Genomic DNA, 26,615 nt, shown 5'->3' with positions numbered 1-26,615 from the left:
CCCTTTGGTTCGCCGAGCGAGCCAAAGGGCAACTTCTTTTCGTCGGGTTCAAGTCAACACACGTCGGCCCCGCGACGCGGCGGACATGCGTCGAGCCAGGCGTTCTCCGCTTCGTCGAACACCCGCGAACGGGACAGGAACCGAACCCCTTCGGGCGCCTCGAGGCTGAATCCCGCACCGCGCCCCTTGACGACGTCGAGGATGAGCTGGGTGTGCTTCCAGAGTTCGAACTGATCGCCGTTGATCCACACCCGCACATCCGGCAGTGGTTCGGAGAGTCCGATCTCGCCGACCAGCACGTCTCGTTGGCCGACACGGTATTCCCCGACCGGGTAGCACATCGGGGCCGAGCCGTCACAGCATCCACCGGACTGGTGGATCATGAGTCCGCCGTGCAGCTCCGACAATTTCGTCAGGAGCTGCACGGCGGCGTCTGTGGCGACCACCCGATCAGGCACGTTCTGTTCGGTGGTCATCGGTTACACCTCTTCGGATCAGAAGAAACCCTTCGCGTTCTGAGCGTAGCCAACCAGGAGGTTCTTGGTCTGCTGGTAGTGCTCGAGCATCATCAGGTGGGTCTCGCGACCGATACCGGACTGCTTGTAGCCACCGAACGCGGCGTGGGCCGGGTAGTCGTGGTAGGTGTTCGTCCACACACGACCGGCCTGAATCTCACGGCCGGCGCGGTAGGCGGTCGCACCGTCACGGCTCCACACGCCGGCGCCGAGGCCGTAGAGGGTGTCGTTGGCGATGTGGATGGCGTCGGCGTAGTCCTTGAAGGTGGCCACGGCGAGGACCGGGCCGAAGATCTCCTCCTGGAAGATGCGCATCTTGTTCTGGCCCGCGAAGACGGTCGGCTGGATGTAGTAGCCGCCCGACAGGTCACCGCCGAGGTCTGCCGGCTCGCCACCGATGAGCACCTTGGCGCCCTCTTCCTTGCCGATGGCCAGGTACGAGCTGATCTTCTCGAACTGGTCGTTCGACGCCTGAGCACCCATCATGGTCTCGGTGTCGAGCGGGTTGCCCTGCTTGATCTGACTGACCCGGTCGACGGCCTTCTCCAGGAAGTCGTCGTAGATCGTCTCCTGGATGAGCGCGCGGCTCGGGCAGGTGCACACCTCACCCTGGTTGAGCGCGAACATCGAGAATCCCTCGAGCGCACGGTCGAGGAAACCGTCGTCCTTGCTCATCACATCCTCGAAGAAGATGTTCGGGCTCTTGCCGCCGAGCTCCAGGGTGACCGGGATCAGGTTCTCCGAGGCGTACTGCATGATCAGGCGGCCGGTCGTGGTCTCACCGGTGAACGCGATCTTGCGGATCCGGTTGCTCGACGCGAGCGGCTTGCCGGCCTCCACGCCGAAGCCGTTGACGACGTTGAGCACGCCGGCGGGCAGCAGATCGGCGATGAGGCTCATCAGATAGAGGATCGAGGCGGGTGTCTGCTCGGCGGGCTTGAGCACCACCGCGTTGCCGGCGGCGAGTGCGGGGGCCAGCTTCCAGACGGCCATCAGGATGGGGAAGTTCCACGGAATGATCTGGCCGACGACGCCGAGGGGCTCGTGGAAGTGGTAGGCGACGGTGTCCTCGTCGACCTCCGAGATCGACCCCTCCTGGGCGCGCAGCGCGCCGGCGAAGTAGCGGAAGTGGTCGATCGCCAGCGGGATGTCGGCGGCCAGGGTTTCGCGGACCGGCTTGCCGTTGTCCCAGGTCTCGGCGACGGCGATCTGCTGCAGGTGCTCCTCCATGCGGTCGGCGATACGCAGCAGGATCAACGAGCGCTCGGCGACCGGGGTCTTGCCCCACTGCGGTGCGGCCTTGTGGGCGGCGTCGAGGGCGAGGTCGATGTCCTCGGCGGTGGAGCGGGCGACCTCGCAGAAGGTCTTGCCGTCGACGGGCGAGGAATTCTCGAAGTACTGACCCTTCACCGGAGGGGTCCACTGACCACCGATCCAGTTGTCGTAGCGCGACTCAAAGCTCATCACCGAACCCTCGGTACCCGGCTTTGCAAAGACGGTCATCTCATACTCCTCATGTCGTCTGATCGAGATGTGTCGTGGTATGTCACACGCACCACCAGCGGGCGTTGGTGTGATCTGGTGCACAACCCTAGGAGGCCGGTCGTTGCACCCACGTTGCAGCTGCGTACGCAACGTTGCATCCGGGGAAAACCCCAGGTCAGAACCGGTCAAACCGGGCGGACGACAGCCGCGATCCGGTCCAGTCCCGCGGTCAGGACCTCAGGTGTGCAACCCAGATTCAGGCGTGCGAATCCGCGGCCCTCAACCCCGAAGGCCGGGCCGGAATGCAGCGCCACCCGACCACGCTCGAGGATCGTCGCGGCGGGATCGTCACCGAGGCCCGTCGCCCGGAAATCCAGCCACGCCAGATACGACGCGGCCGGCCGATGCAACGCGACATCGGGCATGGTGCGCGACAGGTGGTCGGCGAGCAGCTCCAGATTGTCGATGATGCGCTCGATCGTCGCGTCGAGCCACGGCTCACCGTCGGCGAACGCCGCCTCGGTGGCGGCCCGGCCGAGGATGCTGGTGCGGAAACCGACCTCCTCGGGCTGCCGGTCGAGCAGTGCGCGGGTGCGGTCCGACGAGGCCACCATGAGGGCGCACTTCGCGCCGGCGAGGTTGAATCCCTTGCTCGCCGAGTGCGCCGCGATTCCGACGTGGCGGGCGGTGTCGCTCACCGACAGAAACGGCACGAATCCCGGCCCCCGCGGATGGACGAGCGGCGCATGGATCTCGTCGCTGACCACCACGGCGTCGTGGGCGGCGGCGAGCTCGGCCAGCCGCACCAGATCCTCGCGCGGATGCACCAGACCGAGGGGGTTGTGCGGATGGCACAGCAGGATCGCACGTGCACCCGTTTCAAACGCCCGCTCGATGCCGTCGAGGTCGAGCGACCATCGGGTCCCGTCGAACCGCAGCGGCACCTCCGCCAGCGTCCCGCCCGCCTCGGGGATCAGATCGAAGAACGGCGGATAGACCGGCGGGGTGATGATCACCGGATCGCCCGGTTCGATGGCGACTCGTAAGGTCTCGACGATGACCACGCTGACGTCGGTGGTCAGTCGCACATCCGCCGGGTCGAGCCGCCACTCCCAACGTCGACCGGCGAACCCGGCGAACACCTCACCCACCCGGCCGGGCCCACCGCAGTAGCCGATGTCGGAGGCACGGACCTGCGCGATCATCGCATCGGCGACGACGGGTGGCAGCGGAAAGTCCATCTCTGCCACGAACATCGGCAACACATCGTCGGGATAGGTGCGCCACTTCGCGCTGGTGCGCCGGCGCAGGACCGAGAGATCGTGGGCGAGCTGCCGATTCGTCACGCAACCCTGCTTACCACCGAATCGGACAGTGACGCGATCTTGATCCTTCGGCAGACTGGCCCCATGACCTTCACCGCACGCGACTTCCCTGTCCGGATCGGCGTCCAGCTCCAGCCGCAGCACGCACCCGAGTACTCGATGATCCGCGACGCGGTGCGCCGCGCCGAGGACATGGGCGTCGACGTCGCGTTCAACTGGGACCACTTCTATCCGCTCTACGGCAATCCCGACGGCGAGCACTTCGAATGCTGGACCATGCTCGGCGCGTGGGCCGAGCAGACCACCCGCGTCGAGATCGGCGCCCTGGTGACGTGCAACTCCTACCGCAATCCGGAACTCCTCGCCGACATGGCCCGCACCGTCGACCACATGTCGGGCGGCCGGCTCATCCTCGGCATCGGTTCGGGCTGGTTCGAGAAGGACTACGACGAATACGGGTACGACTTCGGCACCGCGGGCAGCCGGTTGAACGACCTCGGGGCGGCGCTGCCACGCATCGCCGACCGCCTCGGCAAACTCAACCCGGCCCCCACCCGACACCTCCCGGTGCTCATCGGCGGCGGCGGTGAGAAGAAGACCCTGCGCCACGTCGCCGAGCACGCCGACATGTGGCATTACTTTGTCGACGTTCCGACCTATGAACGCAAGTCCGCGATCCTCGACGAGCACTGCGCGGCGGTCGGACGGGATCCGGCGCTGATCGAACACTCCGCCGGTCTCGGCACGCGAGACCCCGACGATGCGGTGGGCAAGGCCGAAGAACTGGTGAAGGCGGGGATCTCGCTGATCACCGTCGGCGCGTCGGGCCCCGACTACGACCTCACGGTGCTCGAGGCGCTGTGCCGGTGGCGCGACTCGAACAACTGAGCACCTGCGAGGCCGCACAGTGTCCGGTTCGTCCTACGGTGCGTTTAGATTGGAGGCCATGCATTCGAGCGCCACGCTCATCCGTCGGCTGGGCCTGATCCTCACCGTCCTCGGCATCGTCCTCGTCGGGCTGCCGGGGGTTGTCCTGTCCGGCATCGCGGTGCCCGGCACTGTGGGTGTCGCGCATGCCGAGCCCCCGTCGCGCCTGCCCACGCAGGTGGTCGATTCGGCGAACGTGCTGACCGCGACACAACGGGCGCAGCTGCAGTCATCGATCGATCAGCTCTACACCGACCACGAGGTCCAGCTGTGGGTGGCGTATGTGCGGACGTTCGACGGCATGACCGCCGAGCAGTGGGCGCAACAGACCGCGGCTGCGAGCGATCTGGGTGACCGCGACATCCTGCTCGCCGTGGCCACCGACGACACCGCCTACTACTTCTCGTCACCAGAATCCATCGACGGGCTGGACCAGGCCGCGATCAACGACATCGCGCGCGGCGACATCGTCCCGCAACTCAAGGATGGCAATTGGGCGGGCGCCGGCCTGGCCGCGGTCGACGGGATCAGCGCGGCGATGACGCCGTCGAACGGCGGGTTGATCACGGTGGCCGCGATCGGTGGGGTGGCCGTCGTCGGCGGCGCGGGTGCCCTTCTCTACTCCCGGCGACGCAAGCGACGGCGGATCGAGGCCGGACTGGACACCATGCGCGAGCAGGAACTGACCGGCGACGAACTGATGGCCCAGCCGCTCGCCGTGCTCGACCCGTGGTCCCGAGAGGTGCTCACCGACACCGACAACGCCATCCGCACCAGCTCCGAGGAGTTGGCGCTGGCGATCGGCGAATTCGGCGAGGCCGAGACCGCACCGTTCTCCGCGGCCCTGGCCGCCGCCAAGAAGGGCCTCGCCGAGTCCTTCACGCTGCGCCAGCGCCTCGACGACGCGATACCGGAGACCCCCGACGAGCAGCGCACGATGCTGCTGCAGATCATCACCACCTGCACCGACGTCGACAAGGCGCTCGACGCACAGGTGGAGAGCTTCGACGCGATGCGCAACCTGCTCTTCACCGCCGACACGCGTCTGGACGAACTGACCCGACAGGTCATCGCCCTGCGCGCCCGGCTGGAACCGGCGCAGGGCAGGCTCGACGCGCTGGTCACCAAGTACGGCGAGACCACGGTGGCGTCCATCGCACCGAACATCGAGTTGGCCACCGAACAGATCGGGTTCGCCGAACGCAGCGCGGATCAGGGACGTACCGCGGTCGCCGCGCCCGCGGGCGAGCAGGGTCCGGCCGTCGCCGCGATCCGGTCGGCCGAGGGCGCCATCGAGCAGGCGACCAAGCTCCTCGACGCGATCGACAACGCCGACCGCAACATCACCGCCGCGCACGCCCGGATGCCCGCGCTCATCGCCGAGGTCGACGGCGAACTCGCCGAGGCGGCGGCGCTGACCGCCGACGGTGGGCCGGCCCTGGCGACCGCGGTGGCGGCCGCGAACACCGCGCTGTCGGACGCGCGGACCCGATTCGACGCCGACCCGCTCGGCACGTTCACCGCGCTCGTCGACGCCGACGCCGACCTCGACGACGCGCTCGAGTCCGCCCGCTCGGCGGCCACCGAACGCAAACGTCGCACCGAGCTGCTCACCTCGGCCATCACCGCAGCCCAGGCCAAGGTCGGTGCCGCCAGCGACTTCATCGGCACCCGGCGCGGCGCCGTGCAGTCCACGGCGCGTACTCGTCTCGCGGAGGCGCAGCGTCTGCTGCAGCAGGCCACCGACACCGCGACCACCGACCCCCTCGGCGCCGCCAACGCCGCGCGCCGCGCGGGCACCCTCGCCGATCAGGCGCTCATGGCCGCCCAGGGCGACGTCGTGGCATGGCAGCAGTCCCAGCAGCGCCCCCAGAACATGCCCCCGAACATGGGCTCGGTCGGCGGCGCCGTGCTGACCGGCATCCTCGTCGACAGCTTCCTGCGCGGCAGCATGGGCCACGGCCGGGGCTGGGGTGGCGGATTCGGCGGCGGCGGATTCGGCAGCGGCGGCCGCAGTCCCGGGTCCTTCGGCGGCTCCGGGACGTCGGGCCGCATCGGCACCGGCGGGCGATTCTGAACCCCAGTCAGAAGTTGCCGTCAGCCGCGGTGAGCGCGTCTGACGGCAACATCGGTGCGGTGGGTCAGTCGCTCTTGCGCCCCACCAGGAAGTACGCGATCGGGCCGAAGTAGTTGACGAAGCTCAGCCCCACCCACAGCGGCTTGGGGCCCTTGATCTGATCCGCCGGACGCTTCTTGATGTCCCGGAGCGCGGCGCCCTGCAGAGCGAACTGGATGAGGGCGCCGACGATGATCGCGGCACGTGACCGGGGCGGCAATTCGGAGAACTTCTTCTTGCGAGCTGTCATGCACTTCACACTAGTCCGGCCTTTTTATTTCGTAATCCTAAGTATTAGCATTGCTAAGTGGTTGATTCCGAGGTCTCCGAGTTGGCGGTCGCACTGCGGCCGTCGTTGACGCGGCTGTATCTGGCACTTCGACGACGCACCCCGATCCGGGAGTACACCGCGGCCCAGGCCTCCGGGCTGACCGTCCTACTCGATCACGGTCCGATGCGGATGGGCGAGTTCGCCCAGCGGGAATCGATCCGGATGCCGACGGCCACCGCCCTCATCGACGGCCTCACCAAGAACGGGCTGGTCGAACGCCGCCCAGACCCCGAGGACCGGCGCGCGGTGCTCGTCGAGCTGACCGATCACGGACACGAGGTGCTCGAACGGGTCCGCGGCCGGCGCGAGAGCGTCCTGATCACCGCCCTCGCCGAACTCAGCGACACCGACCGCGCAGCACTGGCCGCGGCCGCACCCGCCCTGCGCGCGCTGCAGGAACGACTCGACGCGCAAGCGGCGGCCGATTCATGAACGAGGAGAACGCATGACACTCATCGACAACACGTCGTCATCGGCCACGCCGGCCGTCGTCGCCGGACCCGACACATCCAGAGGCACCGAGCCGTCCCTGATGGCAACGCTGCGCGATCAGCCGCGCACGGTCTGGGTGACCGCCTTCGCCGCGGTCATCGCGTTCATGGGTATCGGGCTCGTCGACCCGATCCTCAACAGCATCGCCGAGGCGCTCAACGCGCCGCCGGAGAAGTTGACCCTGCTCTTCGGTGTCTACGTCGGTGTGCAGTGCGTCGCGATGCTGCTGACCGGCTGGGCCGCCTACCGCTTCGGCCCCAAACGCACGCTGACCACCGGACTGACCCTCATCGTCGTCGCGGCCGGAATCTCGACGCTGGCGAGCAACATCGACCAGCTGATCGCCCTGCGGGTGCTCTGGGGGCTGGGCAACGCGCTGTTCCTGGCGACCGCGCTGGCCTTCATCGTCGCCGCCGCGAAGGGCAGCCAGCACGGGGCGATCATGTTGTACGAGGCCGCCCTCGGTATCGGTCTGGCGATCGGCCCGCTGCTGGGTGCGGTACTCGGCGAGTGGTCGTGGCGCGCGCCGTTCGGCGGCACCGCCACGCTCATGCTGATCGGGGCCATCCTGTGCGCGGTCATGCTGCCGTCGGACGGCCCGCATACCGCGCGCACCCCGGTACGCATCGTGGATCCGCTCAAGGCACTGCACAATCGGACGCTGTTGATCACCTCGATCGGGTCCGCTTTCTACACCGGCGCCCTGTTCACCGTCATCGCGTGGGCGCCGATCGCGATGGGTCTACGCCCCATCTACGCCGGCATGGTCTTCTTCGGCTGGGGTCTGCTCACCGCCTTGGCCGGGGTGTTCATCGCCCCGCGACTGGCGGCGCGTGTCGGCCAGAAGGCCGGCGTGCTCACCGCCATCACCGGCTACGCCGTCGTGATGGCGCTGGCCGCGTGGGGCGTACTCGCCGGCCAGGTCTGGGTGATCGGCCTGGCCGTGATCCTGTCCGGTCTGCCGTCGGGCGTGCTGAACACGCTGTTCACGGGTGTCGCGATGTCGGCGGGCGACGACTCGACACCGCGATCGGTGTCGAGTGCCGGCTACAGCTTCCTGCGCTGGATGGGTGCCGCGATCGCCGCGGTCCTCGTCGCCCACCTCGCCGAGTGGTTCGGCTCGGTCGCCGCACCGTTCTGGTTCGCCGCGGCCTACTGCATCGTCGCGGTGATCGCGGTGTCCTTCGTGCGCGGGCGTGCCGCGCAGGCCCACGAGGTCGATGACGAGGCAGCGCTGGTGGGAGCCGAGGAGTACTGAGCCCTGGCGGTGGGATCGGGCCGGCGAAGCCAGGGGTGTCCTAGAAAGTCCGGTCCCATCGGACGACCGAGTTCAACACGTCCGGGAACTTCTTCTCCGCGTACCGCAGGTACTCGTCGATGTGTTCGGTCATCTCGGCCATCGACGCGGGGGCGTCCCGATCGGCCATGGCACGGAAGATCGCTTCGTGCGCGGCCAGTGTCGCCTTGCGCCGTGCGAGCGGGAAGTCGAGGCCGACGATGGTGTTGTTGGTGACCTCCAGCAACGAGTCCGCGAGGTAGCCGAGCAGCGGGTTGTCGGTCGACCACGCGATGATGTCGTGGAACTTCTTATTGGCGTCGAGGAAGACGTACCGGTCGCCGTTCAGTTCCGTCCGCATCTGTTCGATGGTCTCGGCGATGTCGTCGAGTTTCTCCGGTGAGATATTCGCCGCGGCCACCCGCGTGATCACCGGTTCGATCGCCAGACGCGCCTCGAAGATCGCCCGCAGAGGGGCATTCTTCAGCTGCATCAACAGCACGAACGCACCCGAGAGGAACGACGCCGTCGGGGTCTGCAGGACCGGACCACCGCGCGGGCCCGGCTTCATGGTGATCACGCCCTGGAACTCGAGCAGGCGCAACGCTTCTCTCAACGTCCCGCGCCCGATCTGGTACTGCTCGACCATCACCTTCTCGGGTGGGAGCAGATCGCCGGGCCCCAACCCGGCGTCGTGGGCCTCCTGGATGATCCGTTGGCTGACCACCACCGCGGCCTTGGGAGAACGCCCGCCGCTGGTCATGATTGCCACCGCCTCTCGATGTGCACCGCCCCGATGTTCTGCATCTCGTCAAGCCCCCAGGTCCTCGACCGCTGTGCCGACGCACAGGCAGGTCATCGATAGTTTCTTCCATAAAGCTACATATGTTTGCCAGAAATGTGTGCAGCCACGCGACAACACGGCGGAACGACAACGGCGGCCGCGCCCCACGAAGGACACGGCCGCCGTCACCACATCATGACGCCCGCGGTGTTCAGGCGGTGATCACCTCGTGCATGTCGATGGTCAGACCGGCGAACGCGAAGTTGGCGAGGTCGGCCTGGCCCTTCTGTCCCTCCGGTGAGCTCAGTCCCTCGATCGCGACCTCCTTCGAGGGGAAGGTCAGCACGCCGACGACGAAGTGTTCGGGCTGCGAGCCGTCGAGGTTTTCGCAGACGCCCCATTCGAACGACGAGATCCCCGGCATCGACGCGGTCAGCGGCGCATGCACGGTCCGGTAGTGGTTCAGGAAGTGCTCGGGGTCCTCGGGATGGTTGTAGTTCACGGTGATACGGAACATTCTTCGGGTTCCCTCCTCAGTTCGCTTCCAGATGGCTCTTGACTGCGACGGTGACGTAGTCGATGCCTGCGTCCGATCCGGGCAGGATGTTCACGAACTGGAAGAAGCCGTGCATCTGACCGTCGAACACCCTACTTTGCACCGGAACTCCCGCGTCCGTGAGCTTTTTGACGTATGCCTCGCCCTCGCCGCGCAACACGTCGTACTCGGCGATCAGTACCACCGCGGGCGCCACGCCGGTCACATCTCCCTGCAGCGGCGACGCGTCCGGATTCGAGCGGGTGCCGGCATCCGGCGTGTAGAGGTCCCAGAACCACTCCATCGACTTCGCATCGAGCATGAGCTGGTTCGCGGGGTCGCGGTAGGTCTCGTTGTCGGTGTCGCTGTCGGTCACCGGATAGACGAGCACCTGCATGGCGATGGCCGGGCCGGCCTCAAAGACTGCGCGTTGTGCGACAATGGCGGCGAGATTGCCGCCGGCGCTGTCACCGCCGACCAGCAGCGGCGACCCGGCGAACCGGTCCGCCGTCCACGTGGTCACATCCCACGCGTCGTTCGCCGCGGCCGGGTAGACGTGCTCGGGCGCGAGCCGATAGTCGGGCAGCACGACGACACAGTTGGTGCCCTCGGCGAGTTTGCGGGCCAGGGTGTCGAACTGATCGCGGTTCCCGACCACCCACCCGCCGCCGTGGAAGTAGATCAACACTCCGTCGGGAGTCCCCACCGGGGTGAGGACCCGCACCGGGATCGACGATCCGTCACCGGTGGGGACGGTCACGTCCTCCACCGACGCCATATCCGGTCCGGGGCCGTACAGGTCGATGAATCCGTCGTTCATCGCACGCAGGTCCTCGGGGGTCATTTCATAGAGCGGCGGGGCACCCGTTTCTGCGGCCTGCGCCAGGAACGACGACGTCGCCTCGTCCAAAGCCATGGGTTTGTTCCTTTCGGTTTGGGATTGTTCGTGATTGTCTTGCGCTGGTTTCAGATCCGCCGGCTACTTGAGCGCAAAGCCGTTGTAGCCGTCGCCGGCGACCTCGTTGCATTTGTTCTCGTACTCGACGATCCCGCCGACGTACGGCATGAAGATGCGTGGCTTGCCGGGGATGTTGGCGCCGATGTACCACGACGCCGCGTTGGGGAAGATGGTCTGGTGGGCCAGTTCGTTGACGTGTTCGACCCACTCGGTCTCGGCCTCCGGCGTGGCCTCGATCGTGGTGTAACCGTGGTCGTCGAGGTAGGCCAGGCAGTCGGCGGTCCATTCCACGTGCTGTTCGATCGCGGTGACCACGTTCGCGAGCACCGACGGGCTGCCGGAGCCGGCGAGCAGGAACATGTTGGGGAAGCCGGACACACCCAGACCCAGATAGGTGACCGGGCCGGCGTCCCACCGGTCACGCAGTGCGACACCGTCGACACCGCGGATGTCGATCCGGTTGAGCGCCCCGGTCATGGCGTCGAATCCGGTGGCCAGGCAGATCACGTCGAACTCGCGCTCCACACCGTCGGAGGTGCGCACACCGGTGGCGGTGAAGGTGTCGATCGGGGTCTTGCGCAGGTTGACCAGTTCGACGTTGTCGCGGTTATAGGTCTGGAAGTAGTTCGTGTCCACGCAGATCCGCTTGGCGCCCAAAGGGTATCCGTGTGGGATCAGATCCTCGGCGGTCTCCGGGTCGTCGACGTAGTCGCGGATCTTGCCGCGCACGTAGTCCGACACCGTGGCATTGGCCTCGTGGGTGAGCATCAGGTCCGCATACGAGCCGAGCAGGCCGAAACCGCCGGTCTGGTAGCGGACATCGAACTCGCGCTGGCGTTGAGCCGCATCGACGTCGAACGCGCACTGGGGATTGTCACCGCGCTCCACGCCGGCAGCCGAGGCGCGGGCCCGCTTGCGCCGCTCCGGGTACTCCGCCTTGACCGCGGCGAGTTCCCCGGGGTCGAGGGGGCGGTTGAAGGCGGGCACGGAGAAGCTCGCGGTGCGCTGGAGCACGGTCACCTGGTCGGCCTGCTTGGCGACCTCGGGGATCAGCTGGATGCCCGACGACCCGGTGCCGACGACACCGACCCGTTGCCCGGTGAAGTCGACCGGTTCGCTCGGCCACGAGCCGGTGTGCAGCACGGTGCCGGTGAAGTCGTCGAGGCCCTCGAGACTGGGCACCTGCGGCACCGAGAGGCAGCCGGTCGCCATGATGAGAAAGCGCGAGCGCAGCGTCTCGCCCGTATCGGTCTCGACCGTCCACTGCTGGGCGTTCTCGTCGTAGGAGGCGGCGAGAACCCGGGTGTCCAGGCTGATGTCCTTGCGCATGTCGAAGCGATCAGCGACATGCTTCAGGTATTCGAGGATCTCCGGCTGCGCGGGGTAGCGCTCGGTCCAGACCCAGTCCTGCTGCAGCTGCTCGTCGAACGAGAACGAGTAGTCGACGCTCTCCACGTCGCAGCGGGCGCCCGGATACCGGTTCCAGAACCAGGTACCGCCGACCTCGGCGCCCGCGTCGATCACCCGGACCGAACGTCCCTGGTTGCGTAGCTTCCAGAGCGAGTACAACCCCGCAAATCCTGCACCGACGACGATCACGTCGACCTCGGTCTGGCGGACATCCGTTCTGCTCATCCGGTCTCCTCTGGTTGATATCGGATAATGATGCGCATCATATGAACGGAAATGAAGATATGTCAACGGTCACATTTCTTGACCACTGGAGATGACCATCACACTTATGGCACACTGTGTCAAAAGCTGGACGTGGACAAAGCGGTAATCAGGCTCTACTCTGTGATCCAAGCCATTCATGCGCATCATTGTCATTGACTACCCGCAAGGAGGAACCCCCAATGACCTCGACGACGCCCCGCTGCCCCGTGGTCGGATTCGACCACAATTCGCCGGAGCACTCCGAGCACCCGGCCGAGTCGTACCGAGAGCTCCGTTCCGAACACGAGATCGCCTGGAGCGAGGCCAACGGCGGCTACTGGATCCTCGCCGGCTACGAACCCGTGTTCGAGGCGGCCCGCGACGACGACACCTTCACCTCACGCCGCACCCCGTACGGCGGCGAAGGCCTGTCCGTGGTGATCCCGAAGACGCCGATGCACGATCACATCCCGATCGAGCTCGATCCGCCGGAGCTCGCGCCCTACCGCAAGGTCGTCAACCGGATCACCGCACCGGCCGCGGTCGAGACGATGCTGCCGATGATCCAGCGCCACACCACCTGGTTCCTCGACGAGGTCATCGAGACCGGCAAGTGCGATTTCGCGTCGATCATCGGCGTGCCGTCGATCGTCACCATCGACTGGCTCGGTCTCGACGTCTCCGACTGGGAGCGGTACTCCGAGGCCCACCGCGCCACGCTGGCGTTCCCGCAGGACAGCCCCGAGTTCCTGCACGCCGTCAACGACGAGCTGCCCGTGCTGACCGAGATGGTCAAAAAGCGCATCGCCGAACGCAAGGCCGAGCCGAAGGACGACGCGATCAGCTTCCTCGTCCATTCGGAGATCAATGGGCGCACGATGACCGAGGAGGAGACCTTCTCGATCGTCGAGCTTCTCATCTCCGGCGGCGTCGGGACGACCGCATCGCTGGTCGGACAGTCACTCCTGTGGCTCCATCAGCATCACGACGTGCGCCAGGAACTGATCGACGACCCGTCGCTCCTCGACCACGCCCTCGAGGAGTTCCTGCGCTACTTCTCGCCGACCCAGGCGCTGGCCCGCACCGTCACCCACGACGTCGAGTTCCACGGCTGCCCGATGCGCGAGGGTGACCGGGTCCTGCTGAGCTGGGCGTCGGCCAACCGCGACGAGGCCGCCGGCTTCGACGATCCCGACGATCTGAACATCCACCGCTGGCCGAACCGGCACACCGCATTCGGTGTCGGCGCCCACCGCTGCGCCGGCTCGCACATCGGCCGCGCGATGGCGAAGGAACTGATCACCCAGATCCTCGAGCGCATGCCCGACTACGTCATCGACGAGGACAACACCGTGAACTACGAGCGGCAGGGCGTCAACGTCGGATTCCGTAGCCTGCCGGCCACCTTCACCCCAGGACCCCGGCTGGGAACCGACTGACCGAAGCTGTATCGCGCCGCGGCCGCCGACACCTATGCGTCGGCGGCCGCAGCCGTATCCGAACACTTTCCGACTCGAAGAGGAGAACACCGATGACCACCGCATCCGCCATCACGACCGTGCTCGACGGCCGCGCCTTCCTGGAGTGCCCGCGCTGGCACGACGGTCGGCTGTGGGTGTCCGACCTGTACGCGAAGGAGGTGCTGTCACTCGATGCCGACGGCACCGACGTCCGCGTCGAGGCGACCCTGACCGATCAGCCCTCCGGGCTCGGATGGCTGCCCGACGGCCGGCTGCTGATCGTGTCGATGATCGACGGCGCCCTGCTGGTCCGCGATGGCGACGGCGCGCTGAAGGTGCACTCCGACGTATCGGCACTGGCGACCGGCAAGCTCAACGACATGGTCGTCGACGCCGCCGGTCACGCCTTCATCTCCACGTTCGGCTTCGAGTTCCGTTCCCGCTCCTATGTGGAGTCGGCGGTGCTGATCCACGTGGACCCGAGCGGCCGGGCCGACGTGGCGGCGAACGACCTGCTGTTTCCCAACGGGTCGGTGATCTTCGGCGATGCCGACGACGCCGTGCGCACCCTCGTGATCGCCGAGAGCATGGGCAACCGGCTGACCGCCTTCGATCTCGACCCCGCCGGCCGGCTGTCGAACCGGCGGGTCTGGGCCGCGTTCGGTCCCGAGGTGCCGCGTACATCGGTGCGCGACGCGATGGCCGCGTCCCAGGTGGCACCGGACGGCATCTGCGCGGGCGCCGACGGCACGATCTGGGTGGCCGACGCCCTGCACCAGCGCGTCATCCGTGTCGCCGAGGGCGGCGAGATCCTCGACGAGAAGACCTTCGGGACCGGCGTGTTCGCCTGCGCCGTCGGCGGCGACACGGCCGATGTGCTGTTCGCCTGCGCGGCGCCGTCGTCGTCGGAGCATCAGCGTCGCGACACCCGTGATGCCAGTCTGCTGTCGATCACTCTCTGACGCCGGGGACGTTCCCGCTGACCACGGCAAAGGGCCCGGCCTCCTCATCGAGGTGGCCGGGCCCTTCGTCGAGCGTGCGATCAGACGGCCTTCTGGATCAGCTTCGTCTCCAGGTAGGCCGAGAGCCCCTCGACGTTGCCCTCACGACCGAGACCGGACTGCTTGTACCCGCCGAACGGCTGCGTTACGCACATGTCCCAGCCGTTGATGGAGATCTGGCCGGTCCGCACGCGGCGTGCGACCGACTCGGCGAGCGCGGTGTCCTTGGCGAACACCGCACCGGACAGTCCGTAGTCGGTGCCGTTGGCGATGTCGATGGCCTCGTCGATGGAGTCGAACGGCATGACCACGACGACGGGTCCGAAGATCTCCTCCTGCGCGATGCGCATGTCCGGAGTGACGTCGGCGAACAGGGTGGGCTCCACGTACCAGCCCTTGTCTAGTCCCGCGGGGCGGCCACCACCGGTGACCAGACGGGCACCCTCGGCCTTGCCGATCTCGATGTAGTCGAGCACGCGGGTGCGCTGCCGTTCCGCGGCCAGCGGGCCGAGGAGCACGGAGTCGTCGCGAGGATCGCCGATGCTGACCGACTCGAAGATGGCCTTCATCGTTTCGACGACCTCGTCCTGGCGTTCACGGGGTACGAGCACGCGGGTGATCGCCGCGCAGACCTGTCCGCTGTGGCCGATACCCGCGAAGGCGAGACCGGGGAAGACCTCGTCAAGGGAGATGTCGTCGGCGATGATGCCCGCGGACTTGCCGCCGAGTTCCAGGGTGACGCGGGCGATCCGGTCGGCGCACAGGCTCATGATCCGGCGTCCGGCCGCGGTCGAACCGGTGAAGGCGACCTTGTCCACTCCGGGATGACTGACGAGGTGCTCACCGACCTCGCGGCCGCCCGGCAGCAGGCTCACGACGCCCTCGGGGAGACCGGCGGCTTCGATGGCCTCGGCGAGCATCATCGTGCTGACCGGGCCTTCCGGCGCCGGCTTGAGCACGACCGTGCAGCCCGCAGCGAGTGCGGGTCCGATCTTGAGGGACGCCGTGGCGACCGGACCGTTCCACGGGATGATCGTCGCGACGACGCCGACCGGCTCGCGGACGAGCGTGCCGTGGCCGCCCTCCCACTCACGCTCCTCCTCGAAATCGAAGCGCTGGTACAGCGTCGACGCGTCACCCCACATCTTGATGGCGTTGTTGTGGAACGCGGTGGACGCCGCGGCGGGGGCACCGATCTCGGCGGTGAAGGCCTCGGCCATCGCGTCGAACCGCTTGGCCACCTCCTCACCGATGCGGGTGAGGTAGACCGCCCGCTCGGCCGCCGTCATCCGCGGCCACGGGCCCTCGTCGAATGCCTTGCGTGCCGCGGCGACCGCCTTGTCGATGTCCTCGGTCTGCGCTTCGGGCACGGTGGCCAGCAGCTCCTCGGTGATCGGCGAAACCACCTCGATCACCTTGTCGCTCGACGGCTCGGTCCACCGGCCGCCGATCAGGAGTTTGTCGTAGCTCTTGAGAACGGTGGGCACGGTTGCGGTCATGGATTCTCCTAGGTGTTGTGACCCGACGAAGCACTTGCAGTACTGATAATGGTTATACTAGATTTGGATGTTGTCAAGATCACAAAGGAGGTCGACTGTGAAGGTCTCGGTCGATGAGAAACAGTGCCAGGGTCACGGATTGTGCTTCATGACCGCACCCGAGGTGTTCGGTCTGCGCGACGAGGACGGCCACAGCTACGTACTGCCCGACGGGAACGCGCCGGAGCATGAGGTCGCGGCCAAGGCCGGCGCCGCAGCGTGCCCGGAGCGGGCCATCAGCGTCGACTGACACACTGCACCCGCACCCGCCACTCCGGCACCCGGGACAGTTCTTCCCCCGGTCCTGCGATCGTCCCCCACTTGCTGCATTTGGCGGACTATTGCAAGGACCGGGGGAAGAACTGTTCGATGGCCCACCGGGCGCGGATGATCCTCCGGGCGCGACGCCACCAGAGCGCGCCCGCTCAGAGCGCGCGGTCCCAGGGGATGACCGACTCCATGACGTCGGGGAACTTCCGGCGCGCGTAACGCATGTACTCGTTGATGTGCTGGGACATCCGGTCACGCGACAGATCCGCATCGCGCGCCACGAGTGCGGACTCGATGGACTGATGCGCCTCGAGGATGGCCGCGCGACGGGGCGCGGGATAATCGATGCCGATGATCGTGCCGTCCATGATCCCGAGTAGCGAGTCCACCAGATAGCCGAAGAGCGGGTTCCCGCACGACCACGCGATGACATCGTGGAAGCGTTTGTTCGCCTCGAGGAACACGTGCTGATCGTCGAGGGAATCGCGCATCACGACGATGGTCTGACGCAGATCGGCCAGCGCGTCGTCGGTGATCCGGTCGGCCGCCAGCCGGCTGATCATCGGCTCCAGCGCCACCCGGGCCTCGGCGATCGCGGTGAACGGCGCGTTCTTCATCTGCATCAGCAGGATGACCGTGGACGCCAGATGCGACGCATCGGGATCGAGCAGGATCGGACCGCCGCGCGGACCGGGCTTCAGCGCGATGACACCCTGAACCTCCAAGATCCGCAATGCTTCTCGCAACGTCCCGCGGCCGATCTGATACTTCTCCAGCATGATGCGCTCGGGGTCGAGCAACTCGCCCGACCGTATTCCGTCACGCAGGGTGTCGCGGACGATCTGCTGGGCGACGACCATGGCCGCCTTCGGTGCGCGGGAGGTCGTGGTCACCACGGGATCCTTTCGTTGGCAACTATTGAGGGATATGATTATAAGCAATCTATCCCTCGAGAAACACCCAATGCCGAACGGAGAAGCTCACATGTCGCCAGACGTGCTCATCAAGGAAGATGGCTCCACCCTGTGGATCACACTGAACCGGCCGGAACGCAAGAACGCCTACGACGCCGACATGGCTGCGGCGATCGCCGATGCACTCGACGGTGCCTCTGGTTTCCGCAGCGTCGTCATCACCGGTTCCGGCGACAGCTTCTGTGCCGGTGGGTCGTTGGCGAAACTGAGCGCCCCCACCACGAGCGCGATGCGCGACCTGTACCGCGCATCGCTGCGGTTGTTCGACGCAATCCGGTCGTGCCCGCGGCCGGTGATCGCCGCGGTCAACGGTGCCGCAGCGGGTGGCGGTAACGAGCTGGTGGTCGCGTGCGACCTCGCGGTGGCCGCGCGGTCGGCGACATTCGGCCAGACCGGTCCGCGCGTGGGGTCCGCGCCGGTCACGGGTGCGACCAATGTGATGGGCATCCAGATCGGCGAGAAGCGCGCCAAGGAGCTGTCCATGCTGTGTCGCCGGTACCCGGCCCAGCGCGCCTACGAGATGGGTCTGGTCAACGAGGTCGTCGACGACGCGGACCTGATCGGCACCGTCCAGGGCATCTGCGACGAGTTCGAGGCCCTGAGTCCGCGCTACCTGGAGATCGCCAAGATCAGTTCGAACCTGTGGTGGAACTCGGCTCGCGACAATTTCGCCTCGGGTCTGGGGATGCTGGTGCAGGCTGTGGGCAGCCCGGACATGGTCGAGGGCGCGACCGCCTTCCTGGAGAAGCGGCGCGCCCAGTTCCCCGATCCGGAGTGATCCGGCCCGGTCGACGGGGCGCCGCCGGCGTCGCCGATCAGACGCCGGCGGGCCAGCGTCGGTGTCCCAACACGGCCACCGAGGTACACAGCGTCACGAACACCACCGCCTGCAACACCATCCCGCCGACCGACCCCCAGGCCGTCGCCACGGCGCCGGTGGTGACCGCGAGAACCCCGGTGAATCCGTAGCAGATCGACGCGTACCGCGACGCGACGCGTCCCTGGTCGACGGGACCCAGACCGGCGGTGACGATCCGCAGACCGCACGCATACGCAAATCCCTGCCCGACGCCCCAGAGGACGCAGCAGGTCAAGATCAACCCGAGATTGCCGAGCCACACTCCCACCAGGCACAACACGGCCGCCACGGCGATCACGACGACCGCCGCTTCGGCCCGCATCGAACGGAACACATACGGGCTCAGACACGCAGCACCGAGCAGGACGATCGGCGCCAGTGCGGTCACGATGATCGACGGTGAGCCCAGTTCATCGGCTACGACCGTCGGCAACAGGCCGACGACGATGCCGCCGATCGCCCATCCCGCAATGCCCAAACCGTAACCCGCCCAGCGCAGTCGGCGCGTGTCCTGCACCGCCACCGCAGGCACGCCCGTCACCTCGAGCGTCCCCAGGTCACGATCGATCGTCGCGTCCGACGGTGCGGCACCCCGCAATTCGACCTTCAGGACGCGCCTCGCCGAAACCAGCGCGACGATGAGCAGACCCAGCGCGATCGCGACCAGGGCGATGTGGCAGAGATAGACCGTCGTCGTCGGGCCGGGCAGGAACTCGGCAACAACAGCCGCGCCGACGAGCCCCAGGAAGGACCCGGCCAGGGTTCCGGTGGCCGCGATCGCCCGGCCGCGCTCACCGCGCATCGCCACCGCGATCGTCGCGGTCGCGCCGGTGCCCAGTCCGGCGGCGAGGCCGGTCAGCATGCGTCCGGCGAACAACCACGCGACCGCGTCGTGCCCGGCCCACAGCGCCACATCGGCGATCATCCCGATCCCCAGTGACACGGGCAGCACCACGGCCGCCTTCCCGGCCAACGTGGTGCGGGCGACGGTCGTGAATGTGGCGACCAGAGCGGCGAGGTAGACGGCGAACAGCGCGGTGACGGTGAACGTGCTCAACTGCAGGTCATCCCGATAGATCGGCAGGATCGGCGCGGGGATGTTCGATCCGACGATGAGGAGCGCGAACCCCGCCGACGCGGCCAGTGAGCACCGGAGACGTATGCCCCGGTCACGCTGCATCGACCGGGTTTCGAGGGTCTCCGTCACGTGGTTCCTCTCCCTGCATGGCCCGAGGACTATACAAATACCATGATAATGGTTATCGTGATTTCCATCACCGCTCGTGACCGCCGTCGCGCAGTTCACAGGTGATCAATCGCCCCCTGTTTCGGCTCGATCGAGATGAAGGAGAATCATGAAAACCATTGGCGCACTGATCTGGGAACCCGGAACCCGTTCCGGGTGGAGCGTCGAGGAGATCGAGATCGATCCTCCCAAGAGCCGCGAGGTCCGGGTCAAGCTGGCCGCGTCGGGTATCTGCCACAGCGATGATCACGTCGACACCGGCGACATTCCGCTGCCCTGGGCGCCGATCATCGGTGGCCACGAGGGCGCCGGCATCATCGAAGAGGTCGGCCCCGACGTCACCGGGTTCGAGGTCGGCGATCATGTCGTCCTGTCGTTCCTGCCGTCGTGCGGTCAGTGCCAAATGTGCACCATCGGACGATCCAACATGTGTGAGCGCGGCGCCGGCGTCCTGAGCGGTTTCGCTCCCGACGGCACACATCGTGTGCACGCCCGCGGCCAGGGCGTCGGCCCGTTCTCCTACCTCGGCACCTTCTCGCCCTACGTCGTGGTCAACATTGATTCGTGCGTGAAGATCGGCAAGGACATCCCACTGGACAAGGCCGCCCTGATCGGTTGTGGTGTGCCCACCGGGTGGGGATCGTCGGTCTATGCCGCAGAGGTCAACCTCGGTGAGACTGTCGTCATCGTCGGAACCGGCGGCGTCGGCATGAACGCCGTACAGGGCGCCCGGCACAAGGGCGCCAAGGACATCATCACGATCGATCCGGTACCGTTCAAGCGCGATCAGGCCAAGCTCTTCGGCGCCACACACACCGTCGAGAACTATGAGCAGGCAGCAGATCTGGTGGCGAGCCTGACCAACGGTCAGGGCGCGGACAAGGTGATCATCACCGTCGACATCGCCTACGGACATCTGCTGAACCCGGCCCAGGAGATGGTCCGCCGCGGCGGAACGCTCGTGCTGACCTCTGCTGCACCGGTGACCCAGCGCGATGTGCCGTTCGACCTGTTCACCTTCGCGATGAGCGGAAAGCGTTTGCAGGGCACGCTGTACGGCACGACCACCGCGCGCCGCGACATCCCGTTGATTGCCGACATGTACCGCCGCGGCGAGTACAAGCTCGACGAACTGGTCACCAAGACCTACGAACTCGAGCAGATCAACGAGGCGATCGCCGACATGCGGGAGGGCAAGAACATCCGTGGCGTCATCATGTACGACCTCTGAGTCGACGATGCCCGACGACCACGGTGTCGATGACCGGCTGGGCGTGCTCCTCGCCAAGGACGAGATCCGCGACATGGCGATGCGTTATGCCCTGGCCGTCGATGATCACGACATCGACACCGTGGTCGGGTTGTTCACCTGCGACGGCATTTTCGACGTGTCCGGGGAGATCGCCCGCGGACATGCGGAGATCCGGGACTCGTTTGTCGCGAGCATGGGCCGCTTCCACACCATGCTGCACACTCCCGAGATCCATCTGGTGACCATCGATTCCAGCGACACCGCCCACGGACGCGCCACCGGTCACGCCGAACTCGCCTTCCGCGACACCCTGATGCTGACCGCCTACCGCTACGCCGATCGCTACGCCCGCGTGGCCGGCCACTGGCGGTTCGCCGAGCGGCGCGTGAGGTTCATGTACGCGGTCCCCGCGGAATCGATGAACACCAGTTTCAGGACGCGCCAGCGCATCCGCTGGCCTCAGACCAGACACCGCGACGCGGACTACCCGGAGTCGGCGCCGACGTGGACAACATTCCGGGACAACCGATAACTCACTATCAGGAGGAAAGACCATGCGAGCAGACGACGTCAACGACATCGTCAAGGCCACCCACACCTACGCGCGGGGCCTCGATCTGCACGACCCGAAGGAAGCTGCTTCCGCCTTCACCAAGGATGGTGTGTGGGACGCCACCGCGGTCGGGTTGAAGCGTTTCGAAGGCGAGGCGGACCTGATCGCCTTCTTCGAGGCGGACGCGGCCGCCGTCGACAAGCAGTGCCACATCATCACCAACCACATCATCGATTTCGACGACGATGACCGCGCGCACGGCACAAACTACGTCTACGCCGAAGGCGAGATGCGCAACGGTGGCGCCATCAAGGCCATCGCGTTGAACAAGGATGTGTACGTCCGTACCGAAGATGGCTGGAAGATCGCCGAGCGCATCATCGAACCGCTGACCACCCCGCAGATGGAGGGGTTCGAGGTCTGAAATCGGTCATGACAACGCTTTCCGACGCGATCGACATCGACACACCCACCGTCGTCGCGACCTGGCTCGACGGGCTCCGGGACGCCCTGCAGGCCGGCGACGCCACCCGGTATGAGCAGTTGTTCACCACCGATTCGTGGTGGCGGGATCTTCTCGCCTTCACGTGGGATCTGCGCAGCCTGCACGGCGAAGGTGCGATCGGCCCGCTGATGGCGGCGGCCGTGAACCAGTCGGTGGCCGGCATCACCGCGGCCACCGACTGCGAACCGGTCCGGCTGGAGGTCGACGGCGCACCCCCGACGGTGCAGGCGTTCTTCGATTTCCAGACCGCCACCGGAACGGGGCGGGGACTGGTGCGGCTCCACCCGTCCGCCGACGGCACCGGCTGGCGCGCCTCCACGCTGCTCACCAGCCTCGAGTCGCTCGAGGGTATCGACTTTGCGGTCGGCTCACGCCGCCCGTCGGGCGTCACACCGCCGGGTGAACCGTCGTGGACCACACGTCGCCTCGCCGAGCAGGAGTTCGGTTCCGGCGCACCGGATGTGCTCATCGTCGGCGCCGGCCATTCGGGTCTCGGGCTGGCCGCCTACCTCGGTGCGCTGGGCGTCTCGACCCTGCTCGTCGACAAGAACGAGCGGGTCGGCGACAACTGGCGCAACCGCTACGACTCGCTCGTGCTGCACGACCCGGTGTGGTACGACCATCTGCCGCTGATGAAGTTCCCGCCCGGATGGCCGGTGTACACACCCAAGGACAAGATGGGTGACTGGCTCGAGATCTACTCGCGGGCCATGGAATTGAATGTGTGGACGGGCAGTTCGGTCACGTCGAGCAGCTACGACGACGAGACCGGCACCTGGCGGGTAACCATCGACCGGGGCGGCGAGATCCGGGAACTGACCCCCCGACACGTGGTACTCGCGACCGGTTTGAGCGGGACCGAGCCCTTCGTCCCGAGCTTCGCCGGGCAGGAGGACTTCGCCGGACAGATCCTGCATTCGAGCGCCTACACCGATGGTTCGCAGTTCACCGGCAAACGGGTTGCGGTGATCGGCACCGGCAACAGCGGACACGATGTGGCACAGGACCTCTACCTGCACGGGGTGGACACCACGCTCGTGCAGCGGGGCCCGACGTTCGTCATCGGCGCGCAAACCGTCGAAGCCGTGATGATGAGCGCGTCCTACAGCGAGGACTCACCACCGACCGAGGTGTCCGACCTCATCGGCGCCTCGATGCCCAACCGGGCCGCGGGCACCACTGCCGGCCTGCAGGCGGCGACGGCGGCGATGGCCGAGATGGACAAGGATATTCACGACGGCCTCACCGAACGCGGATTCGCGCTGTCGAGCGGGATCGACGGCACCGGCTCGATGATGTTGTTCCTGACCCGCAACGGCGGCTATTACATCGACGTCGGCGCGTCGAAGCTCATCATCGACGGCGAGATCGGCATCGTGTCGGGTTCTGAGATCGACCGGTTCGACGCCGAGGGCGTGGTGTTCGCCGACGGGCGACGACTCGACGTCGACGCGATCCTCCTCGCCACCGGATTCCGCGGCATCGTCGACACCGCGCGCCGCATCTTCGGCGACGAGGTCGCCGACCGTGTCGGACCCGTCTGGGACCTCGACGACGAGGGCGAACTCCGCGGGGTGTGGCGGCCCTCGGGTCACAACGGATTCTGGTTCAGCGGAGGCAATCTCGGATTTGCCCGTACGTACAACAAGTACCTCGCCCTACGGTTGAAGGCGGATCTGGACGGGATCGACACCTCGTCGCCGATCTGATCGTTCACCGAGAGAGACTGGAGATTCGACATGGGAAGAATGGAAGGCAAAGTCGCCTTCATCACCGGTGCGGCCCGTGGCCAGGGGCGCAGCCACGCGATCCGGCTCGCCCAGGAGGGTGCGGACATCATCGCGCTGGACCTGTGCGACGACGTCGGCAACGTACCACGTTACTACCCGGGTGCGACCGAGGAGGATCTAGCGGAGACCGTCGCCGAGGTCGAGAAGCTCGACCGGCGGATCGTCGCCACCAAGGCAGATGTGCGCGACTTCGCCGCCACCAAGGAGGCGCTCGAGCGGGGCCTGGCCGAGTTCGGACACGTCGACGTGGTCAGCGCGAATGCCGGCATCTTCGAGTTCGGCGACAAGACCCATGAGGTCTCCGAACAGGATTGGGACGACGTGCAGGACGTCAACCTCAAAGGCGTCTGGCTCACCTGCAAGGCGGTGATCCCACACCTCATCGAGCAGGGCACCGGTGGTTCGATCATCCTCACCAGCTCCACTGCCGGCATCAAGGGCACCCCCAACGTGGCCTCGTACACGGCCAGCAAGCACGGCGTGGTCGGGCTGATGCGGACCCTGGCGCTGGAGCTGGCGCCGTACGCGATTCGGGTGAACACCGTGCACCCCACCGGCGTGGCCACCAACATGATCCTCAACGAGTCTGCGTTCAAACTGTTCCTCCCCGACGTCGAACATCCGACCCAGGAGCAGGCGGCACCGGTGTTCACCACCACCAACGCACTCGAGGTGCCGTGGGTGGAGCCGATCGACATCAGCAACGCCGTGTTGTTCCTGGCCTCTGATGAGGCCCGCTATGTCACCGGCACCGAACTGAAGGTGGATGCCGGCTACACCCTCAAATAGCCAGACACTCAACAGATCCGGGTGGATCATCGGCTGCGGCCGATGGTCCACCCGTCTGCGTTCCCCTCCCGCTGGTCGAGTGCCGACGAGCGCAGCGAGGAGGTGTATCGAGACCCCCCCCCGCGGTACAGCGAGCCTGCACCTCTGAGACGCTCCCGAGTTTCCACAGACCATTGTGACCCGCGCCATATCTGTGGTATTCATGATAATCATCATCAACGGTCATTTCCGACCTCACGCCATCCATCCCACAGAGATCGAGAAGGAGAACTCACGGTGAGAATCAAGAAGACGGCGGCGATCCTGACCAGCCTGGCCGCCGCGACGATGCTGGCGGCGACCGCCTGTGGAAGTAGCGGTTCGACGGCCCAAGGCGGCGATGGGATCGCGTCGCAGATCCGGATCCAGGCGGTCAACGACCAGACCGGCGCGGTCGCCTACGCCGGCACCGGCGCCAGCCGAGGCGCCGAGCTGGCCATCGCCGAGATCAACGAGCAAGGCTTCCTCGGTGACGGCATCACCGTCTCGATGGAGCAGAGTGATCCCGCGGGACAAATCGACCGGGCGGTCAGCGAGACGACCACGGCGATGGCCAACCCCGACATCTCCGCGATCCTGGGCCCGACGATGGGCCAGCAGGCGGCGGCGGTCGCCCCGATCGTCAATCAGCGCAAGACGCCGACGATCTTCACCCAGTCCGGTGCCGAGGGTGTCGTAACCGGCGACTACACCTTCCGTGCCACCGCCCCGATGGGCAGCTACTACGACATCGCGATGAAGTGGCTGGCCGACAACGACCTCAAGAATGTCTCGGTCATCTACAACGCCACGTTCCCCACGTTCGCCGACCTCGGCAAGGACGTGGTGCCCGCAGAGGCAAAGCAGCTGGGAATTGACCTGGGCCAGTCCATCGAAGCCCAGTCGACCACGCAGGATTTCACCGGCCAGGCGCAGCAGATCGCGTCGGCCAACCCGCAGGCCGTGATCATGCTCCTCACCGCTCCCCAGTCGGTGACCTTCCTCAAGCAGCTCCGCCAGGCCGGGTACCAGGGACAGGTCGTCGCCACCTCCGTGCAGAGCGCGGGCAACGTCTCCGCGGCCGGCGATGCCGCCAACGGTCTGGTCTACCCGGTCGACTTCTCGTCGGCGATGGACTCGGCGGAGGCTCAGAAGTTCGTCGCCGCCTTCGAGGAGAAGTACGGCAAGCAGCCCGACGCCTACGCCGCCGAGGGCTACGACGCCATCTGGTGGCTCGCTCGGGGCATCAAGTCGGCGAACAGCTCGTCGCGTGAGGGTATCCAGCAGGGCCTGACCACGGTCGCCTCGAAGGGCTTCACCGGCGCGATGGGTGACATCACCTTCGACGGCAACGACATGCGGGTGCCGGGCGCGATGATCCTCTGGGAGAACGGCAAGGAGACGCTGCTCCAATGAGCACCATCCGATCCGATATCACGTCGGCTCCGGCCGCGGTCAGCAGTTCCGGGAGGTGTCAGACATGCAGGAAATCCTGAATGCCGCGACCCTTGGTTCGATCTACCTGCTGTTCGCGCTGGGTATGGCCTTGGCCTGGGGCACGATCGGAATTCTGAACTTCGCGCACGGTGCGACGTTCGTGTTCTCCGTGCTCGTGGCCTACATGATGACCCGTGACGGTTCGTTGCCGCTGCCGGTGATCCTGGTCGTCGCCATGGCGGCAGGAGCCGCCCTGTCGGTGGCCACCCAGCTGCTGGTGTTCCAACAGATCGTCGACCGAAGTAAGAACCAGCGTTCGACCGAGCTGCGCATCATCATCGGCGGCATCGGCGTCTCGGCGATCCTCATCGCCTTCGCCCAGCGGGTGACCGCGAGCAGCCCGTTCGGATTCAACACCAGCTACAGCGCCAGTCAGATCCGGATCGCCGGCGTCCACCTGAGTACGACGGCCCTGATCATCCTGATCGCCGCACTCGGCATCGGAGTTGGACTCACCCGATGG

General features: G+C 66.6%; 26 protein-coding genes. 15 read left to right on the top strand and 11 right to left on the bottom strand.

Annotated elements, in window-relative coordinates:
* Positions 1-53: 53 nt before the first annotated feature.
* From GORHZ_RS01105 to GORHZ_RS01095, 3 genes are all read right to left on the bottom strand, one after another.
* Positions 54-476, bottom strand: coding sequence for a DUF779 domain-containing protein (locus tag GORHZ_RS01105; RefSeq protein WP_006329509.1), 423 nt, complete (start codon positions 474-476; stop codon positions 54-56).
* Between the two features lie 18 nt (positions 477-494).
* Complete coding sequence (gene exaC / locus GORHZ_RS01100) at positions 495-2,018, bottom strand: acetaldehyde dehydrogenase ExaC (RefSeq protein ID WP_006329508.1); 1,524 nt, start codon at positions 2,016-2,018, stop codon at positions 495-497.
* A gap of 167 nt (positions 2,019-2,185) precedes the next feature.
* Positions 2,186-3,346: a MalY/PatB family protein gene (locus GORHZ_RS01095; protein WP_006329507.1), complete on the bottom strand. Its 1,161-nt coding sequence runs from the start codon at positions 3,344-3,346 to the stop codon at positions 2,186-2,188.
* Positions 3,347-3,409: 63 nt separating this feature from the next.
* Here GORHZ_RS01095 and GORHZ_RS01090 point away from each other — a divergent pair, with 63 nt between their 5' ends.
* Both GORHZ_RS01090 and GORHZ_RS01085 read left to right on the top strand, forming a co-directional pair.
* Positions 3,410-4,213: an LLM class F420-dependent oxidoreductase gene (locus GORHZ_RS01090; protein WP_040529617.1), complete on the top strand. Its 804-nt coding sequence runs from the start codon at positions 3,410-3,412 to the stop codon at positions 4,211-4,213.
* Between the two features lie 58 nt (positions 4,214-4,271).
* Positions 4,272-6,329, top strand: a complete 2,058-nt coding sequence (locus GORHZ_RS01085; protein WP_006329505.1) for a TPM domain-containing protein — start codon at positions 4,272-4,274, stop codon at positions 6,327-6,329.
* 64 nt (positions 6,330-6,393) lie between these two features.
* On the opposite strand, the gene GORHZ_RS01080 is transcribed toward GORHZ_RS01085, so the two are convergent.
* Positions 6,394-6,618, bottom strand: coding sequence for a PLDc N-terminal domain-containing protein (locus tag GORHZ_RS01080; protein ID WP_040529607.1), 225 nt, complete (start codon positions 6,616-6,618; stop codon positions 6,394-6,396).
* Positions 6,619-6,675: 57 nt separating this feature from the next.
* Here GORHZ_RS01080 and GORHZ_RS01075 point away from each other — a divergent pair, with 57 nt between their 5' ends.
* Complete coding sequence (locus GORHZ_RS01075; RefSeq protein WP_006329503.1) at positions 6,676-7,131, top strand: MarR family winged helix-turn-helix transcriptional regulator; 456 nt, start codon at positions 6,676-6,678, stop codon at positions 7,129-7,131.
* 13 nt (positions 7,132-7,144) lie between these two features.
* Positions 7,145-8,449 carry an MFS transporter gene (locus GORHZ_RS01070; protein ID WP_006329502.1) on the top strand — a complete coding sequence of 435 codons (1,305 nt, stop codon included), beginning with the start codon at positions 7,145-7,147 and terminating at the stop codon, positions 8,447-8,449.
* Positions 8,450-8,489: 40 nt separating this feature from the next.
* Here the strand turns inward: GORHZ_RS01070 and GORHZ_RS01065 are convergent, their stop codons facing one another.
* The 4 genes from GORHZ_RS01065 to GORHZ_RS01050 all read right to left on the bottom strand — a co-directional run bounded on the left by GORHZ_RS01065 (position 8,490) and on the right by GORHZ_RS01050 (position 12,379).
* Positions 8,490-9,230, bottom strand: a complete 741-nt coding sequence (locus GORHZ_RS01065; protein ID WP_040529604.1) for a FadR/GntR family transcriptional regulator — start codon at positions 9,228-9,230, stop codon at positions 8,490-8,492.
* Positions 9,231-9,462: 232 nt separating this feature from the next.
* The gene (locus tag GORHZ_RS01060) at positions 9,463-9,768 is read right to left on the bottom strand and encodes an EthD family reductase (RefSeq protein ID WP_006329500.1); all 306 of its coding nucleotides are present in this window, start codon (positions 9,766-9,768) and stop codon (positions 9,463-9,465) included.
* A gap of 16 nt (positions 9,769-9,784) precedes the next feature.
* Positions 9,785-10,702, bottom strand: a complete 918-nt coding sequence (locus GORHZ_RS01055) for an alpha/beta hydrolase (RefSeq protein WP_006329499.1) — start codon at positions 10,700-10,702, stop codon at positions 9,785-9,787.
* Positions 10,703-10,765: 63 nt separating this feature from the next.
* Positions 10,766-12,379: a flavin-containing monooxygenase gene (locus GORHZ_RS01050; RefSeq protein ID WP_006329498.1), complete on the bottom strand. Its 1,614-nt coding sequence runs from the start codon at positions 12,377-12,379 to the stop codon at positions 10,766-10,768.
* Between the two features lie 221 nt (positions 12,380-12,600).
* Between GORHZ_RS01050 and GORHZ_RS01045 the strand changes: the two genes are divergently transcribed.
* Positions 12,601-13,839, top strand: coding sequence for a cytochrome P450 (locus GORHZ_RS01045; protein ID WP_006329497.1), 1,239 nt, complete (start codon positions 12,601-12,603; stop codon positions 13,837-13,839).
* Between the two features lie 92 nt (positions 13,840-13,931).
* Positions 13,932-14,822, top strand: coding sequence for an SMP-30/gluconolactonase/LRE family protein (locus GORHZ_RS01040; RefSeq protein WP_006329496.1), 891 nt, complete (start codon positions 13,932-13,934; stop codon positions 14,820-14,822).
* 80 nt (positions 14,823-14,902) lie between these two features.
* Here the strand turns inward: GORHZ_RS01040 and GORHZ_RS01035 are convergent, their stop codons facing one another.
* The gene (locus GORHZ_RS01035; RefSeq protein ID WP_006329495.1) at positions 14,903-16,360 is read right to left on the bottom strand and encodes an aldehyde dehydrogenase; all 1,458 of its coding nucleotides are present in this window, start codon (positions 16,358-16,360) and stop codon (positions 14,903-14,905) included.
* Between the two features lie 67 nt (positions 16,361-16,427).
* Here GORHZ_RS01035 and GORHZ_RS31920 point away from each other — a divergent pair, with 67 nt between their 5' ends.
* Positions 16,428-16,649 (top strand): ferredoxin, encoded by a 222-nt coding sequence (locus GORHZ_RS31920; protein WP_280985403.1) that lies wholly within the window; start codon positions 16,428-16,430, stop codon positions 16,647-16,649.
* Positions 16,650-16,824: 175 nt separating this feature from the next.
* Here the strand turns inward: GORHZ_RS31920 and GORHZ_RS01025 are convergent, their stop codons facing one another.
* The gene (locus GORHZ_RS01025; RefSeq protein WP_006329493.1) at positions 16,825-17,562 is read right to left on the bottom strand and encodes a FadR/GntR family transcriptional regulator; all 738 of its coding nucleotides are present in this window, start codon (positions 17,560-17,562) and stop codon (positions 16,825-16,827) included.
* A gap of 91 nt (positions 17,563-17,653) precedes the next feature.
* Between GORHZ_RS01025 and GORHZ_RS01020 the strand changes: the two genes are divergently transcribed.
* The gene (locus GORHZ_RS01020; protein ID WP_006329492.1) at positions 17,654-18,421 is read left to right on the top strand and encodes an enoyl-CoA hydratase/isomerase family protein; all 768 of its coding nucleotides are present in this window, start codon (positions 17,654-17,656) and stop codon (positions 18,419-18,421) included.
* A gap of 37 nt (positions 18,422-18,458) precedes the next feature.
* Here the strand turns inward: GORHZ_RS01020 and GORHZ_RS01015 are convergent, their stop codons facing one another.
* Positions 18,459-19,709 carry an MFS transporter gene (locus GORHZ_RS01015; RefSeq protein ID WP_006329491.1) on the bottom strand — a complete coding sequence of 417 codons (1,251 nt, stop codon included), beginning with the start codon at positions 19,707-19,709 and terminating at the stop codon, positions 18,459-18,461.
* Between the two features lie 148 nt (positions 19,710-19,857).
* On the opposite strand from GORHZ_RS01015, the gene GORHZ_RS01010 reads away from it, so the two are divergent.
* The 7 genes from GORHZ_RS01010 to GORHZ_RS00980 form a co-directional block, all read left to right on the top strand.
* Complete coding sequence (locus tag GORHZ_RS01010; RefSeq protein WP_006329490.1) at positions 19,858-20,979, top strand: NDMA-dependent alcohol dehydrogenase; 1,122 nt, start codon at positions 19,858-19,860, stop codon at positions 20,977-20,979.
* 7 nt (positions 20,980-20,986) lie between these two features.
* The gene (locus GORHZ_RS01005) at positions 20,987-21,532 is read left to right on the top strand and encodes a nuclear transport factor 2 family protein (protein ID WP_006329489.1); all 546 of its coding nucleotides are present in this window, start codon (positions 20,987-20,989) and stop codon (positions 21,530-21,532) included.
* A 22-nt stretch (positions 21,533-21,554) separates the two neighbouring features.
* Entirely contained in the window at positions 21,555-21,977 is a 423-nt protein-coding gene (locus tag GORHZ_RS01000) for a nuclear transport factor 2 family protein (protein WP_006329488.1), read from the top strand.
* An 8-nt stretch (positions 21,978-21,985) separates the two neighbouring features.
* Positions 21,986-23,767 (top strand): flavin-containing monooxygenase, encoded by a 1,782-nt coding sequence (locus tag GORHZ_RS00995; RefSeq protein WP_006329487.1) that lies wholly within the window; start codon positions 21,986-21,988, stop codon positions 23,765-23,767.
* 30 nt (positions 23,768-23,797) lie between these two features.
* Positions 23,798-24,637, top strand: coding sequence for a mycofactocin-coupled SDR family oxidoreductase (locus GORHZ_RS00990; RefSeq protein ID WP_040529599.1), 840 nt, complete (start codon positions 23,798-23,800; stop codon positions 24,635-24,637).
* A gap of 276 nt (positions 24,638-24,913) precedes the next feature.
* A complete protein-coding gene (locus tag GORHZ_RS00985; RefSeq protein WP_006329485.1) occupies positions 24,914-26,071 on the top strand; it encodes an ABC transporter substrate-binding protein in 1,158 nt (385 codons plus the stop codon).
* A 64-nt stretch (positions 26,072-26,135) separates the two neighbouring features.
* Positions 26,136-26,615: ABC transporter permease subunit (locus tag GORHZ_RS00980; RefSeq protein ID WP_006329484.1), on the top strand; the 480-nt coding region annotated here is incomplete at its 3' end.

Origin of the sequence: Gordonia rhizosphera NBRC 16068 (genome assembly GCF_000298195.1) — a bacterium.
Classification (GTDB): domain Bacteria; phylum Actinomycetota; class Actinomycetes; order Mycobacteriales; family Mycobacteriaceae; genus Gordonia; species Gordonia rhizosphera.
The sequence above is the reverse complement of the archived record's forward strand: the minus strand, read 5'-3'. Positions and strand labels throughout refer to the sequence as shown.